The sequence below is a fragment of the Novosphingobium sp. genome (assembly GCF_030696665.1).
GTDB lineage: Bacteria > Pseudomonadota > Alphaproteobacteria > Sphingomonadales > Sphingomonadaceae > Novosphingobium.
Map to the genome: position 1 here is coordinate 61103 of NZ_JAUYRV010000052.1, position 13197 is coordinate 74299.

Sequence of the window (13197 nt, forward strand, 5' to 3'; positions counted from 1 at the left end):
CGTATGGCGTTAACCGTACTGTATCAATGCCGCACAGCAGTCGGCAAGTCGAGATGCGCCTAACGCAATCCGGTGGATGCTGGGGGATTTTCGGCGGCCGGCGCTGGCGCGGAGGCGGGCTGAACTTCACCTGCCAATGGTGCCGATGCCGGGGTTACCGTGCGATTGCCGGTAACGGCGCGACGGGGGCGTGGTGCCCGGTTGGCTGTGGCTCCAGTTGCAGCGGGCGTGGTGGCAGGCGCTGCTGACGCAGCAGGTGCGGGTGCCCCGCGCGCGAGCAATGCTGCGGCGCTGACGGCCACGTCCTTCACAATGCCTTCGCGTTCGGCAATCTTCGGCACGGGCTGTCCACCGATGGTGATGGTCAGCGCATCAGGGCGGCCTGTCCACAACTGCGGGTTCTGCGCAGTTTCGGGCACGGTGAAGCTTTCCCCCATCGCGAGCTGTTTTTGCAGGATCTGCTGGCCCTGCCCGTCATAGAACTTGACCCAGATCGCCTCTTCCGTGGCGGTGAACACCACCGGGCCGGAGGGTGCGGCATTGGGCAGCGGGACAACGGCGACCTGACCCGAAGCAGCGGCGGCAGGTTCCTCTTCCGCGCCGACCAGTGAAGGCAGATCAGCCGAGGGCATGTAGTAGCTGCGCCAGAACACCAGCCCTGCGAGCGCGATCAAGATAGCAAGCCCCAGCGCCAGCCACGTGGTCAGGCGGGTTGGCGTTTTGGCGGGATCGCCGACCTCGAACTGGTTGATCACGCGGGGCGGCGGCGGGGGGGCCTGGGTATCGAGTTCGGCGCGGATGGCATCGGTGACGACCGCTTCGTCAAGGCCAACCGCGCGGGCATAGCTCTTGCCAAAGCCGAGCGCATAAGGCCGGCCCGGAAGCGCGGCATAATCGCCGCTTTCCAGCGCCTCAAGATGGCGACTGGTCACGCGGGTGCGCTGCGACAACTGCTTGATATCAAGGCCCGCAGCTTCGCGTGCGGCACGCAAGGTTTGCCCGACGGAGGCGCGCTTTGGCTCGCCTGCGGGGATCGGGGTATCACTCATACTGGTAATGGCCTGCAGACCGCCGGCTTCGGTCAAAACGCGACTCCCGTCATTTTCACTTAGTGTTTGGCAACCGTTTGTGAAGGCTTCGCTGCAACGCCGCGAAAGTCAACGGTGTTAACCGAAAAACGGCGGATTTCGGCGACGAAATGCCCTTTTGCGCGCCTCAATCGCACTCGATGCCGCGTTCACACGCCCATGCGGCGAGCGTGGCACGCATGTCGTGCGGCGGTTCGGCCAGCCACTGATTCATCGCGGCACCGATCTCGGCCATATCAACCTTGCGCACGAGTTCCTTGACCGGGCCAACGGCCGCAGGCGTGATCGACAGGCGGGTGATGCCAAGGCCAAGCAAGGCCAGCGCTTCGAGCCGCCGCCCGCCCATTTCACCGCACACTGTGACGTCGGTTCCAAAAGGCGCGACGGTGGTTACCACACGGCGCAGGAAGCGCAGGATCGCGGGGCTGAGCCAGTCGTAACGCTCGGCCAGCTTGGGATTGGCACGGTCAGCGGCGAACAGGAACTGCGTGAGGTCGTTGGTGCCGATCGACAGGAACGAAAGGCGCGGTGCCAAGACGTCAAGCCATTCGGCCAGCGCGGGCACTTCAAGCATCGCGCCATAGCGGATCGCTTCGGGCAGCACTTTCTTGCGCTGACGCAGGAAGGCGAGCTGGCCTTCGAACACGGCCTTGGCGGCATCGAATTCCCACGGCTCGGTGACCATCGGGAACATCACGTTGAGTGTTTTGCCGCCCGCAGCTTCGAGCAAGGCGCGGGCCTGCACTTTCAGCAGGCCATCGCGTTCAAGCGCGACGCGCAGCGCGCGCCAGCCCATCGCCGGGTTTTCCTCGGCCTCGCCTTCGTTGTGGCGCAGATAGGGCAACACCTTGTCACCGCCGATGTCGACCGTCCGGAACACCACCGGCTTGTCTCCAGCGGTATCGAGCACATCGCGGTAGAGCCGGGTCTGCCGTTCACGGGAAGGGAGTGTGGCCGAAACAAGGAACTGGAATTCGGTGCGGAACAGGCCGATGCCGTCCGCGCCTGTCAGGTTCAGCATCGGCGTATCATCGCGCAGCCCGGCGTTCATCAGCACGGTGATGCGGGTGCCATCGCGGGTGAACGGCTCCACCTCGCGCATGGTGGCGTAGTGGGCCTGCTTTTCGCGGTTCTTGGCAAAGCGCGCTTCGAATGCTTCGATCAGCGTGGGCGCGGCGCGGACATCGACCACGCCTTGGTCGCCATCAAGGAGCAGGTGATCGCCTTCACGCACCTTGCCGCGCAGCGCGCGCATGCGGCCGACCACAGGAATGCCCATCGCGCGGGCAACGATCACGACGTGCGCGGTGAGCGAGCCTTCTTCGAGGATGACGCCTTTCAGCCGCCGCCGATCATATTCCAGCAATTCCGCCGGGCCGAGGTTGCGGGCGATCAGGATGGCATCGCCTTTCAGACCCATCGTCGCCGCCGTGCCGAGCTGACCCGAGACAATGCGCAGCAGGCGGTTCGACAGATCTTCAAGATCGTGCATGCGGTCCGCCAGCAGCGGATCATCGATCTGGCGCATGCGCATGCGGGTGCGCTGCTGGACGCGTTCTATCGCGGCTTCGGCGGTGAGGCCGGAATCGATTGCCTCGTTGATGCGGCGCGACCAGCCTTCGTCGTAGGCGAACATGCGGTAGGTTTCGAGCACCTCTTCGTGCTCTCCGCCCATGCCGAATTCGGCCTGGCTGGCCATGCGGTCAATCTGTTCGCGCATCTTGTCGAACGCCAGGTAGACGCGTTGGCGCTCTGCCTCGGTATCTTCAGCGACGATGTGTTCGATGGTGACGCGGGGCTGGTGGAACACCGCCACGCCGCTGGCGAGGCCCTTTACCAGCGTGAGACCGGTTAGGCGGTCCGGCCCGGTGAGGTGTGCGGGGACGCCCAGCGTTTCTTCGTCATCGATCAGTTCGGCATTGGCGATGAGTTCGGACAGGACCATCGCCACTGTCTGCAGCGCCTCGATCTCGACCTCTTCATAGCGGCGCGGTTCGACATGCTGGACGGCGACGACGCCCACCGCACGTTCACGCCGGACGATGGGCACGCCTGCAAATGAGTGGAACTTTTCCTCGCCCGTTTCGGGCCGGAAGGCGAAGTCCGGGTGGGCGGCGGCTTCGGCAAGGTTCAGCGTTTCGACATTCCCCGCGATGGTGCCGACCAGACCCTCACCCACGGCAAGGCGCGTAACGTGGACGGCCGCCTGATTCAGCCCGCGTGTGGCGAACAGTTCGAGCATGCCTTCGCGCAGGAGGTAGATAGAACAGACCTCGGAATCGAGGTTTTCCCCGATCACTTCGACGATCTGGTTGAGCTTGGCCTGAGCACCAGCGCGTGAGGCCATGACCTCGTGCAACGAGGTGAGGATCTGACGGGCGGCGGTGACGGCGCTGAGCATGGGCATGTGAATAGCCTAGCGCATGCGATTTGGGAATGTTGCGTGAAATCCGATGCGGTGCGGAAAGTTGCGTGGATAGGTATTCCCACTTTTGCTTCGTCATTCCCGCGCATGCGGGAATCCGGCGACAAAAAGCCCGTCGCCCAGCGACGACTCTTTTGATGGACTGGACTCCCGCCTTCGCGGGGGTGACGAAGTGGGGTGAACGGATGACGAAGTTTGGGGTGCAAGAGTTGAAACGCAAAAGAGCCGCCCAACGCGGGCGGCTCCGTGTGTTGCCTTTGGAAGGCGGCGCGATCAGTGGAGGCCGGTAAGCTCTTCCTTGATCTTCAGCTTCTTTCGTTTGAGCTGAGCCACCAGCGTTTCATCAGGGAGGGGCCGGGACATTTCCATATGGATCTGCTTTTCAAGACCGGCGTGCTTGTTCTGGAGAGCGCTGATGTGCGTCGATTCCATGCGTTTTCCTCCTTAAGGGAAAGCCCCCATCAGATACCCGCACAAGGCCATCCCCCGTGCGGGGCGGCGGCGCCTGATTTGCCTTCGTTGCTGATTGTTTCCGACTCAGTCAGGCGGCGCGTTGTCATGGTCCCACAATCACCGTATCTTGCAAGCCAAACCGCGTCGGGCTGTGCTGCATTACGGGTTCGACCGTAGGGCGCAGGCAAGGCCCGATTCAGCGTATGCGGTCTTGAATCTAGGAGTTGGGCGTACAGTGACCGAAGAGGAAATGCGCAAGAGACTGGCCGCGCTGAGCATTGAACATCGCGATCTTGATGCCGCGATCGACGCGCTCACACTGGCAGGAACGCGCGACCAGTTGCAGATCGCCCGCCTGAAAAAGCGCAAATTGCTGCTCAAGGACCAGATCGCAATGATCGAGGACTATCTCATTCCCGATATTATCGCATGATTTCATTTGGATAGATTGAATTTACCCAAGCCCTGACCTGTCCCGTTAAGATACGTTCAGGAAAGGGACAGTTACAGATCGGTTGCAGTCTTGGCGAACCGCCGCGCCGCAGCCTATGCGCAAGTCATGGCCCTACTGCCCAGCCTCAACCCGCGCATCGTCGAAGCGCTCTATGCCGAAGCTCTCGGCCTTGCCGAAACTGTGCGCCTGCGCTTTGAACGCCTGCGTCAGGACACAGCGCGAGGAGCGGGCGGGGACGATGAGGACTTGCGCCGAGTGCAGGTGAGCTGCGAGGCGCTGCGCACCACAACGCGCGTGATGCATTGCCTTGCCTGGCTGCTCAATCACCGCGCGCATTTTGCCGGAGAGCTTTCGCAACTGCAATTGCGACGCCACGGCCGCCTGATCGCCAACTTTCCGGCGAGCGAGGCAGACGTGGTCGATACGCTGCCTATGGACGTTCAGGTGCTGGTCCACGAGAGTGAGCGGCTTTACCAGCGCATCCAGCGGCTTGAGCAATCCTGGCGCACGCAGGGGATCAGCGAAGACAGCGCGGTGCGGCGGCTGCGCGAGCGGCTTTCACGCGCAGTGGGGGAATAAGCGCCTGATCCTGCGCGGTGAGGCTGACGTCATGACGCCGTCGGCAGCATACTTTCCAGCAGCGCCACTTCCTCTGCACTGAACCACAGACCCAGCTTTGAACGCCGCCACAACACGTCCTGCGCGGTCTGCGCCCATTCGCGGGTGACGAGGTGGTCAAGCTCGGCCTCGGTAAAGCCCTGTCCGACGGCGCGGCCCATGTCGCCGCGCACAAAGCCAAGCGCATCGGTGCCATAGGCGCGGGCGAGGCGGTGAATCGTGGCGCGCGACAGGTTCTGTGCCTGGGCGTGGATTTCCTGTTCAAGCGGGGCAAGGTTGTCCGCCTCGTCCAGCCCGTCGGGCTTGAAGTCGCCGCCGGGCAGCGGTGCAGTGGCTGTCCATCCCGCATTGTCCATCAAGCCAAGGCGTTCGAGCGCTGCCTCGGCCAGAGTGCGGTGTGTAGTGATCTTGCCACCCAGCACCGAAAGCAGCGGTGCGCTGTGGTGATCGCTGCCACGATCCAGTTCGAAACGATAGCCGCGCGTGGCGGCTTCGGGCTTGCCGGTGCCGTCATCGGCCAGCAGGCGCACCCCGGCAAAAGTCCAGACCACATCATCGCGTGAAAGCTGGCGGCGGAAGTGGCGGTTGGCGGCGTCGAGCAGGTAGGCGATTTCAGCTTCACTTGCCTGTGGCGGATCAGCGTCGGCCCCCTCCTCGCTATCGGTCGTGCCGATCAGGGTGAAGGCGTGCTGCCACGGGATGGCAAAGCACATGCGGCCATCTGACAATTGCAGGAACAGCGCGCGCGGATCATCGTGCAGGCGCGGGACGACGATGTGCGAGCCGCGCACCTTGCGCAAGGTGGCGGGCTTTGGCGCGCGGGCGATGCCGAGCAGGTCGCCCACTTGCGGGCCTGCGGCGTTGATCGTCATGGCGGCGTGGAAGGTTTCCCCTCCTGCTTCGATACGCCACAGATGCCCTTCGCGGCGCAGCGCGGTGACCGGGCAGCGGGTGCGCACGTCTGCGCCACGATCCGCAGCATCGCGGGCAAGCAGGACGACAAGCCGCGCATCGTCCACCCAGCAATCGGAATATTCATAGCCGCGCCGGATATCGGATTGCAGCCCCATGCGGCCCTGCAACTTTACGCGCTTTGTCGGCGGCAAAATCTTGCGCCCGCCGATCCGATCATAGAGCCAAAGCCCGGTGCGCAGCATCCACCACGGGCGGCCTTCTGGCACGAAGGGCAGGACGAAGCGCATTGGCCAAACGATGTGCGGGGCCTGTGCCCACAGGATCTCGCGTTCGTGCAGCGCTTCGGCAACGAGCGCAAATTCGCGGTGTTCAAGGTAGCGCAAGCCGCCGTGGATCAGCTTGGTCGAGGCGGACGATGTGCCTTGCGCCAGATCGCCGCGTTCAAGCAGCAGGACCGAAAGGCCGCGCCCCACCGCATCGCGGGCGATGGCCGCGCCGTTCACCCCGCCGCCGATCACGGCGAGATCGTATGGCACGTCGATTGCGCTTTCCATCATGCCACCCTGATACGAGCGGTCACATTGTGCAAGGTTGCACGGGGGCAGGACAATGCCCATACCGGATGCATGGCCCAAATGCCCCCGATACCAGACCGCAGCGAGTGGCCCACGGGCCGCTCCGAACAGCTCGAACCGCTGGTGCGCCGCGTTCTGGCACCCAACCCTTCGCCTTATACTTTCACCGGCACGCAGACGTATATCGTTGGCGCGGGGGCGGAAGTTGCGGTGATCGATCCGGGACCGGATGACACGGGTGTTTCCGGGCATGCCGATACCAACGGTGAAGGCCATGTCGAGGCGATCCTTGCGGCGGTGGGCGCTGCGAAGGTCGTGGCCATCGTCTGCACGCATACCCATCGCGATCACAGCCCCGCTTCACGCCCCCTGCAGGCAGCGACGGGTGCGCCGATCATCGGCTGTGCGGCACTGGCGCTGGTCGACGATGGGCCGCGTGCCGATGCAGCTTTTGACGCCGATTACCTGCCCGACCGCGTGCTGGCCGATGGCGAGCGGGTTTCTGGCGATGGATGGACGCTGGAAGCCGTGGCGACGCCGGGGCATACCAGCAACCATCTGTGCTATTCGGTTCTGGAAAGCGGCGCACTGTTTACCGGCGATCATGTGATGGGCTGGTCAACCTCGGTGGTATCGCCCCCGGATGGCGATATGGCCGCCTATATGGCCAGCCTGCAGAAGCTCTATGACCGCGAGGACCGGGTGCTCTATCCGGCACATGGGCCGCAGATCGACAATCCGCGACAACTGGTGCGCGGCATGCTCGGCCACCGGCGGCAACGCGAGCGCCAGATTGTGCGGCTGCTGGAAGATGGCGGGCCGCACGCCATTCCTGAATTCGTGAGCGCGATGTACAAGGGATTGGATACAAGGCTGCATGGCGCGGCGGGGCGTTCGGTACTGGCGCATCTGATCGATCTGGAACGGCAGGGCCGCGTGGCCGTTGAGGGGGAACGATGGATGATGCTCGCCTGAACAACTCGCCCGCCCCTGCAACAAAGCGTGAAGCTTCGCTGGCACGGGTCTCATTGCTGCCTTGGGCGCTGTTTCTGGTGGCGCTTTCGGCGGCGGTATTCTTCGCGTGGAAATGGTGGCAGCCTGAGGACATCGGCGATCCTCTGGCGACCAGCCTTGTGGCGTTTGAGAAGCAGGACAAGCTGACCGTGTTCAGCGCTGAACTTGCGCCCGTGGTTTCCAGCAACGATTCACGCATGTTCGGGTTGGTGAATTCAAAACAGGTTGCGGTGATCCCGGCGCGGGTGGATTACACCATCGATCTTTCCAAGGTTGGGCGCGAACGGTTGAGCTGGAATGCCGAGACGCAGACGCTGGGCGTGAAACTGCCGCCTTTGACCGTGAGCCGCCCGAATCTGGATGAGGCGCGCGCGCAATATCTGCGTGACGGCATCTGGATCACGCGCGAGGCGCAGGACAAGCTGACGCGCGACAACACCCGTCTGGCCGAGGCGCAGGCGGTGCAACAAGCTGCCAATCCGGTGCTGATGAACCTTGCACGGCAGGCGGCGAAGGAAGCGATCAGCCAGAATGTCTCGATCCCGTTGCAGGTGGCGGGTTATGGCAAGGCGAAGGTTGTGGTCACTTTCGAATAACCAACACTATTGCGAGAGCGCGGACTGCCGCTTAAGTCCGCGCTTCAAACCGGCACGGTTTGCCCGGTGGAGGATGCCTGCGATGACTGCCCAGCCGACCAACCTTTCCGGCCTTGACCTGCGTGCCGAGATCGACCGCCTGCGCAAGGAGCGCAACGTGGTGATCCTTGCGCACTATTACCAGCGCCCGGAGATTCAGGATCTGGCGGATTTCGTGGGCGACAGTCTGGAGCTTTCGCGCAAGGCGGCCGCGACCGACGCCGATGTGATCGCGTTCTGCGGCGTGAAGTTCATGGCCGATACCGCCAAGATCCTGTCACCGAACAAGATTGTGGTGCTGCCCGATATGGACGCCGGGTGCAGTCTTGAGGATTCGTGCCCGCCCGACAAGTTCAAGGCTTTCCGCGAGGCGCACCCCGATCATATCGCGCTGACCTACATCAACTGCTCGACCGAGGTGAAGGCGCTGTCGGACGTGATCGTCACGTCATCGAGCGCCGAGACGATCCTTTCGCAGATCCCGCCCGAACAGAAGATAATCTTCGGGCCAGACCGCCACCTTGGCGGATACCTGAACCGCAAGTTCGGGCGCGACATGCTGCTGTGGCCAGGCGTGTGCATTGTGCACGAGGCGTTTTCGGAAACCGAGTTGCTCAAGCTGATGGCGCAGCACCCCGGCGCGCCGGTGGCAGGCCATCCCGAATGCCCGCCGCACATCATCGATCATTGCGATTATGTGGGATCGACCAGCGGCATCCTGCAATTCGCCAAGACCTTTACCGGTGACACGCTGATCGTGGCGACCGAACCGCACATCATTCACCAGATGGAACTGGCGATCCCGGACAAGACCTTCATCGGCGCTCCCGGGGCTGACGGCAACTGCAACTGCAACATCTGCCCCTACATGGCGCTCAACACGATGGAAAAGCTCTACGTCGCGCTGCGCGATCTGCAGCCGCGTATAGAGATGGACGAAGACTTGCGTCTGGCCGCCAAGAAGAGCCTCGACCGGATGCTCGATATGGCCAGCGGCACGGTGGGCATGGGTGATCTGGGGGCGCGGCCGTTCGAGGGTTAACCTCAGGCCGCCTTGCCCTCACCCAATCGCGCCAGCACCAGCGCCGCGCCGACCAGCGCCATGCCGATAGCATCTGGCAGGGCGAGGACTTCGTTGAAGGCAAGCCAGCCAACCAGAACGGAAACGGCAGGTTGGGTGAGCAGGACGAGGCCGATCACCAGTGGCGGGAAGTGGCGGAGCGAGTAGACCAGCAGGCCCTGTCCCACGATCTGGCTGGCGAACATCAGGCCGATGACCGGCCACCAGTTGGTGGGCCAGATTGGCTCACCCAAGGCCAGCGCGGTGACGAGCATGACCGGGACGCCGGCAAGGCTTGACCAGAACAGCAGACTCCACGATCCGAACCGCCCGCGAATGCCCTGCACCAGCAGAATATAGACCACATAGAACAGCCCCGCGAGGATGCAAAACAGGTCTCCGGCGAGCGTGCGCGCGTCAATTTCCATAGACCGTCCGAGCAGCAGGCCTGCCCCGCCAAGTGCCATCGCCACGGCTGCAAACTCCCGCAGGTGCGGGCGGCGGTGCATCGTCACCAGGCCCCACACCATCAGGATCACGCTGCCCGAATTGCCGAACAGCGTGGCATTGCCCAGTTTGGTCATCTCGATCCCGACATGCCAGCTGGCCAGATCAAGCGCGAAAACGACACCCGCCGCCACGATGATCCACCAGTCCTTGCGCGCATAACCCCACATCGGTTCACGCCCGCGCAGGGCAAACGCCGCCAACAATGGGAGTGCGAGAGCCAGACGCCACAGCCCAGCCGAAACCGGGCCGCTATCGGCAATGCGGACGAACCACGGCCCCAACGCCAGCGCAATGTTTCCTGTCAGCAGCGCAAGGAAATGCTTCGGGCCGGGGCGAAATGACAAGGCTGCGTCACTTGAATTCATCATGGGCGCGCCTTAATCCAGTTGCAAAGCGAAACCCAGTGCGTTTCGCTGATATTCAAACGAAAGGCCTCCTAGCATGCATGACCCGCTGTTCCAGCCCGTGCGTCTCGGCGCAATCGAAGCGCCCAACCGCATTATCATGGCTCCGCTTACCCGTGGCCGCGCCACTGGCGACAGTGTGCCCACGCCGATCATGGTGGAATACTACCGCCAGCGCGCCAGCGCCGGGCTGATCATCACCGAAGCCACCGGCATCAGCCGCGAAGGGCTTGGCTGGCCGAGCGCGCCGGGCATCTGGACCGACGAACAGACCGAGGCCTGGAAGCCGATTGTCGACGCGGTGCATGCTGAAGGTGGGCGCATCATACTGCAGCTTTGGCATATGGGCCGCATCGTGCATCCATACTTCCTTGGCGGGGAGCCACCGGTTTCGGCATCGGCAACGACCGCGCCCGGCCATGCGCATACACCCGAAGGCACCAAGGATTTCGCGACCGCGCGTCCGTTGCGCCTTGATGAAATGCCGCGCCTGATCGACGATTACGGCCGCGCTGCGGAAAACGCGAAAAAGGCTGGGTTCGACGGTGTGCAACTTCATGCCGCCAATGGATACCTTATCGACCAGTTCCTGCGCGATGGCACAAACCTGCGCGATGACGATTACGGCGGTAGCCCGCAGAACCGTGTGCGCCTGATGCGCGAAGTGGTGGAACGGCTCATCTCGGTGTGGGGCAAGGAGAACGTATCGATCCGCCTTTCGCCCAACGGCGATTCACAAGGGACTGACGACAGCAATCCCGCTGAAACCTTTGGTGAGGCGGCGCGCGTGCTGCAGGAACTGGGCGTCAGCTTTGTCGAACTCCGCCAGCCAGGACCGCAAGGCACATTTGGCGCAACCGACGTGCCGCAGCAGGACGGCCTGATCCGTTCGATCTATACCGGGCCGCTGGTGCTAAACAGCGACTACACGCCAGAAGAAGCCGCCGCAGACGTGGCGTCGGGCCGCGCGGATGCGATCAGCTTTGGCCGTCCGTTCATCTCCAACCCCGATCTGGTGGACCGCATCCACAAGGGGGCGCATCTCAATCCCAACGTCGATGTGCCGCAGACGTGGTATTTCCCCGGTGAACATGGCTATACCGACTACCCGACGCTTGCGGAGGAAACCGCAACAGCATGATTTAAGGAGAATACCCGCATGCCGCCACGTTCATGGCTCTTCGTCCCCGGTGACAGCGAAAAGAAGCTGGGCAAGGCCATGACAACTGGCGCGCATGCGGTGATTGTGGATCTGGAAGATGCGGTGGCCCCTGCGGCCAAGCCGCAGGCCCGTATACTGGCGCGCGATTGGCTGGCCATCCACCGCCAGCATGTGACCGAAAATCGCCCCGTGGCGCGCTGGGTGCGGATCAATGCGATCGATACCGGCATGTGGCGCGAGGATTTGCAGGGTGTGATGGCCGGCGCGCCCGATGGCGTGATGCTGCCCAAATGCGAAGGGCCGGACCAGGTCCGCATGCTCGCCGCCGAGATCTATGAACTGGAACAGCGCAACCGCATTCCCAACGGCACCACGCGCATACTGCCACTGGTGAGCGAAACGGCAAGGTCGGCATTGACCATTCCAAGCTATGTCGATTCTGCCATGCCCCGGCTTGCCGGGCTGACATGGGGTGCCGAAGATTTGTCCGCCGTGTTGGGCGCAAGCCGCAAGCGCGATGCGAACGGCGCGTGGACCGATGCTTTCCGCTTCATCCGCGCGCAATGCCTGCTGGTGGCCCATGCCACTGGAATCTGGTCCATCGACACGCTGCACGATGATTTCCGCGACGAGGCAGGCACGCAGCGGGCCGCACAGGCCGCGCGGGCCGACGGCTTTACCGGGATGTTGGCGATTCACCCGTCACAAGTGCCGATCATCAACGCTGCCTTTGCGCCGAGCGCCGACGAACTGGCCGAGGCCGAAGCGATCATCGGGCTGTTTGCGCAAAATCCCGCCGCCGGAACATTACAGTACAATGGCCGGATGATCGACCAGCCGCACCTGCGGATGGCCAAGCAGTTACTCGGTATCGGGTGATTCGCCAGCCGGGGTTTGTGCAGGGGCGTCGGCTTCGGCTTCCTCGCTCTCAGCCTCGGCACCGCCATCCGTCGCCGCCTTTTTCGTCGCGCTGGGCTTGACCGGGGCGAGCGGCGGGGCAGCGGTCGATGTGTCGAGATCGATCATGTCGTCCGAAATCGAGCCGGGCAGAACTTCGCCTACAGCCGCAGCAGCCTTGCCCTGTTCGGCCTGCTGATTGCAGGCGGCGAGCAGAAAGCAGAGCGCAAAAGTGGCAGAACGTTCGATCATGCGGCCTCCGGTGGAGTCGTTGGTACAGGACATGGCGTATCAAGCTTCGCCAGAAACCCGTCAAAATGGGCAAGCAGGGCCTCGTCCCACATCTGCGCGCTGACATCGTGACCCAGCGCAGCAAGGCTGGTGACGCCGAACTCCTCAATTCCGCAAGGGACGATTCCGCCAAAGTGCGACAAGTCTGGTGCAAGATTGACCGAGAAGCCGTGCATCGTGACCCAGCGGCGGATGCGCACGCCGATCGCCCCGATCTTCGCCTCGCGTCCATCCGGCCCCAGCGTCCAGATGCCGACGCGACCATCGGCGCGCCATGATTCGACGCCGAAATCGGTCAGCGTATCGATCACCCAACCTTCGAGTGCATGAACGAAGCCGCGCACATCACGCGCGCGCGTCCGCAGATTGAGCAGGACATAGCCGATGCGCTGCCCCGGACCATGATAGGTGTACCGCCCGCCGCGTCCGGCCGCGACGACTTCAAAACGCGGATCAAGCAGTTCATCCGGCGAGGCACTGGTGCCTGCGGTGTAGACCGGGGGATGTTCGAGCAGCCAAATGAGTTCCTGCGCGGTATCATCGGCAATCGCGGCGTTGCGCACGGTCATTTCGTCGAGCGCGATGCGATAAGGCATTTGCGCCAATTCACGGCGAATTTCGATGGTGTGCTGACCCGGCATGGTTCCCGCATGGCGCAGACAGCCCAGATCATCAAGAGGCTGCAAGAAACACCCT

At 63.2% G+C, this 13197-nt stretch carries 14 protein-coding genes; 7 read left to right on the plus strand and 7 right to left on the minus strand.

The window, feature by feature from the left end:
* Window positions 1-59: 59 nt before the first annotated feature.
* From Q8R81_RS16650 to Q8R81_RS16660, 3 genes are all read right to left on the minus strand, one after another.
* Entirely contained in the window at window positions 60-1049 is a 990-nt protein-coding gene (locus Q8R81_RS16650; protein WP_305619642.1) for a helix-turn-helix domain-containing protein, read from the minus strand.
* A 166-nt stretch (window positions 1050-1215) separates the two neighbouring features.
* Window positions 1216-3495 (minus strand): phosphoenolpyruvate--protein phosphotransferase, encoded by a 2280-nt coding sequence (gene ptsP, locus Q8R81_RS16655; protein ID WP_305619643.1) that lies wholly within the window; start codon window positions 3493-3495, stop codon window positions 1216-1218.
* A gap of 291 nt (window positions 3496-3786) precedes the next feature.
* A complete protein-coding gene (locus tag Q8R81_RS16660) occupies window positions 3787-3945 on the minus strand; it encodes a YdcH family protein (protein WP_305619644.1) in 159 nt (52 codons plus the stop codon).
* 256 nt (window positions 3946-4201) lie between these two features.
* Between Q8R81_RS16660 and Q8R81_RS16665 the strand changes: the two genes are divergently transcribed.
* Both Q8R81_RS16665 and Q8R81_RS16670 read left to right on the plus strand, forming a co-directional pair.
* A complete protein-coding gene (locus Q8R81_RS16665) occupies window positions 4202-4399 on the plus strand; it encodes a YdcH family protein (protein ID WP_305619645.1) in 198 nt (65 codons plus the stop codon).
* A gap of 126 nt (window positions 4400-4525) precedes the next feature.
* Entirely contained in the window at window positions 4526-4999 is a 474-nt protein-coding gene (locus Q8R81_RS16670) for a DUF1465 family protein (protein ID WP_305619646.1), read from the plus strand.
* Window positions 5000-5028: 29 nt separating this feature from the next.
* On the opposite strand, the gene Q8R81_RS16675 is transcribed toward Q8R81_RS16670, so the two are convergent.
* Window positions 5029-6507, minus strand: coding sequence for a glycerol-3-phosphate dehydrogenase (locus Q8R81_RS16675; RefSeq protein WP_305619647.1), 1479 nt, complete (start codon window positions 6505-6507; stop codon window positions 5029-5031).
* Between the two features lie 72 nt (window positions 6508-6579).
* Between Q8R81_RS16675 and Q8R81_RS16680 the strand changes: the two genes are divergently transcribed.
* From Q8R81_RS16680 to nadA, 3 genes are all read left to right on the plus strand, one after another.
* Entirely contained in the window at window positions 6580-7503 is a 924-nt protein-coding gene (locus Q8R81_RS16680; protein ID WP_371135392.1) for an MBL fold metallo-hydrolase, read from the plus strand.
* A complete protein-coding gene (locus tag Q8R81_RS16685; RefSeq protein ID WP_305619648.1) occupies window positions 7485-8138 on the plus strand; it encodes a DUF4230 domain-containing protein in 654 nt (217 codons plus the stop codon). Before Q8R81_RS16680 ends, Q8R81_RS16685 begins: the two co-directional genes overlap by 19 nt.
* An 82-nt stretch (window positions 8139-8220) precedes the next feature.
* Window positions 8221-9219 (plus strand): quinolinate synthase NadA, encoded by a 999-nt coding sequence (gene nadA, locus Q8R81_RS16690; RefSeq protein ID WP_305619649.1) that lies wholly within the window; start codon window positions 8221-8223, stop codon window positions 9217-9219.
* Between the two features lie 2 nt (window positions 9220-9221).
* Here the strand turns inward: nadA and Q8R81_RS16695 are convergent, their stop codons facing one another.
* Window positions 9222-10112 carry a DMT family transporter gene (locus Q8R81_RS16695; RefSeq protein WP_305619650.1) on the minus strand — a complete coding sequence of 297 codons (891 nt, stop codon included), beginning with the start codon at window positions 10110-10112 and terminating at the stop codon, window positions 9222-9224.
* Window positions 10113-10188: 76 nt separating this feature from the next.
* Here Q8R81_RS16695 and Q8R81_RS16700 point away from each other — a divergent pair, with 76 nt between their 5' ends.
* Together Q8R81_RS16700 and Q8R81_RS16705 are read left to right on the plus strand one after the other, a co-directional pair.
* Window positions 10189-11292: an alkene reductase gene (locus Q8R81_RS16700; protein WP_305619651.1), complete on the plus strand. Its 1104-nt coding sequence runs from the start codon at window positions 10189-10191 to the stop codon at window positions 11290-11292.
* Between the two features lie 18 nt (window positions 11293-11310).
* Window positions 11311-12192, plus strand: coding sequence for a CoA ester lyase (locus tag Q8R81_RS16705; RefSeq protein WP_305619652.1), 882 nt, complete (start codon window positions 11311-11313; stop codon window positions 12190-12192).
* On the opposite strand, the gene Q8R81_RS16710 is transcribed toward Q8R81_RS16705, so the two are convergent.
* Both Q8R81_RS16710 and lipB read right to left on the minus strand, forming a co-directional pair.
* Window positions 12175-12462 carry a hypothetical protein gene (locus Q8R81_RS16710; protein ID WP_305619653.1) on the minus strand — a complete coding sequence of 96 codons (288 nt, stop codon included), beginning with the start codon at window positions 12460-12462 and terminating at the stop codon, window positions 12175-12177. The two genes, Q8R81_RS16705 and Q8R81_RS16710, sit on opposite strands and share 18 nt — an antisense overlap.
* The gene (lipB, locus tag Q8R81_RS16715) at window positions 12459-13142 is read right to left on the minus strand and encodes a lipoyl(octanoyl) transferase LipB (protein ID WP_305619814.1); all 684 of its coding nucleotides are present in this window, start codon (window positions 13140-13142) and stop codon (window positions 12459-12461) included. Before lipB ends, Q8R81_RS16710 begins: the two co-directional genes overlap by 4 nt.
* Window positions 13143-13197 lie beyond the last annotated feature (55 nt).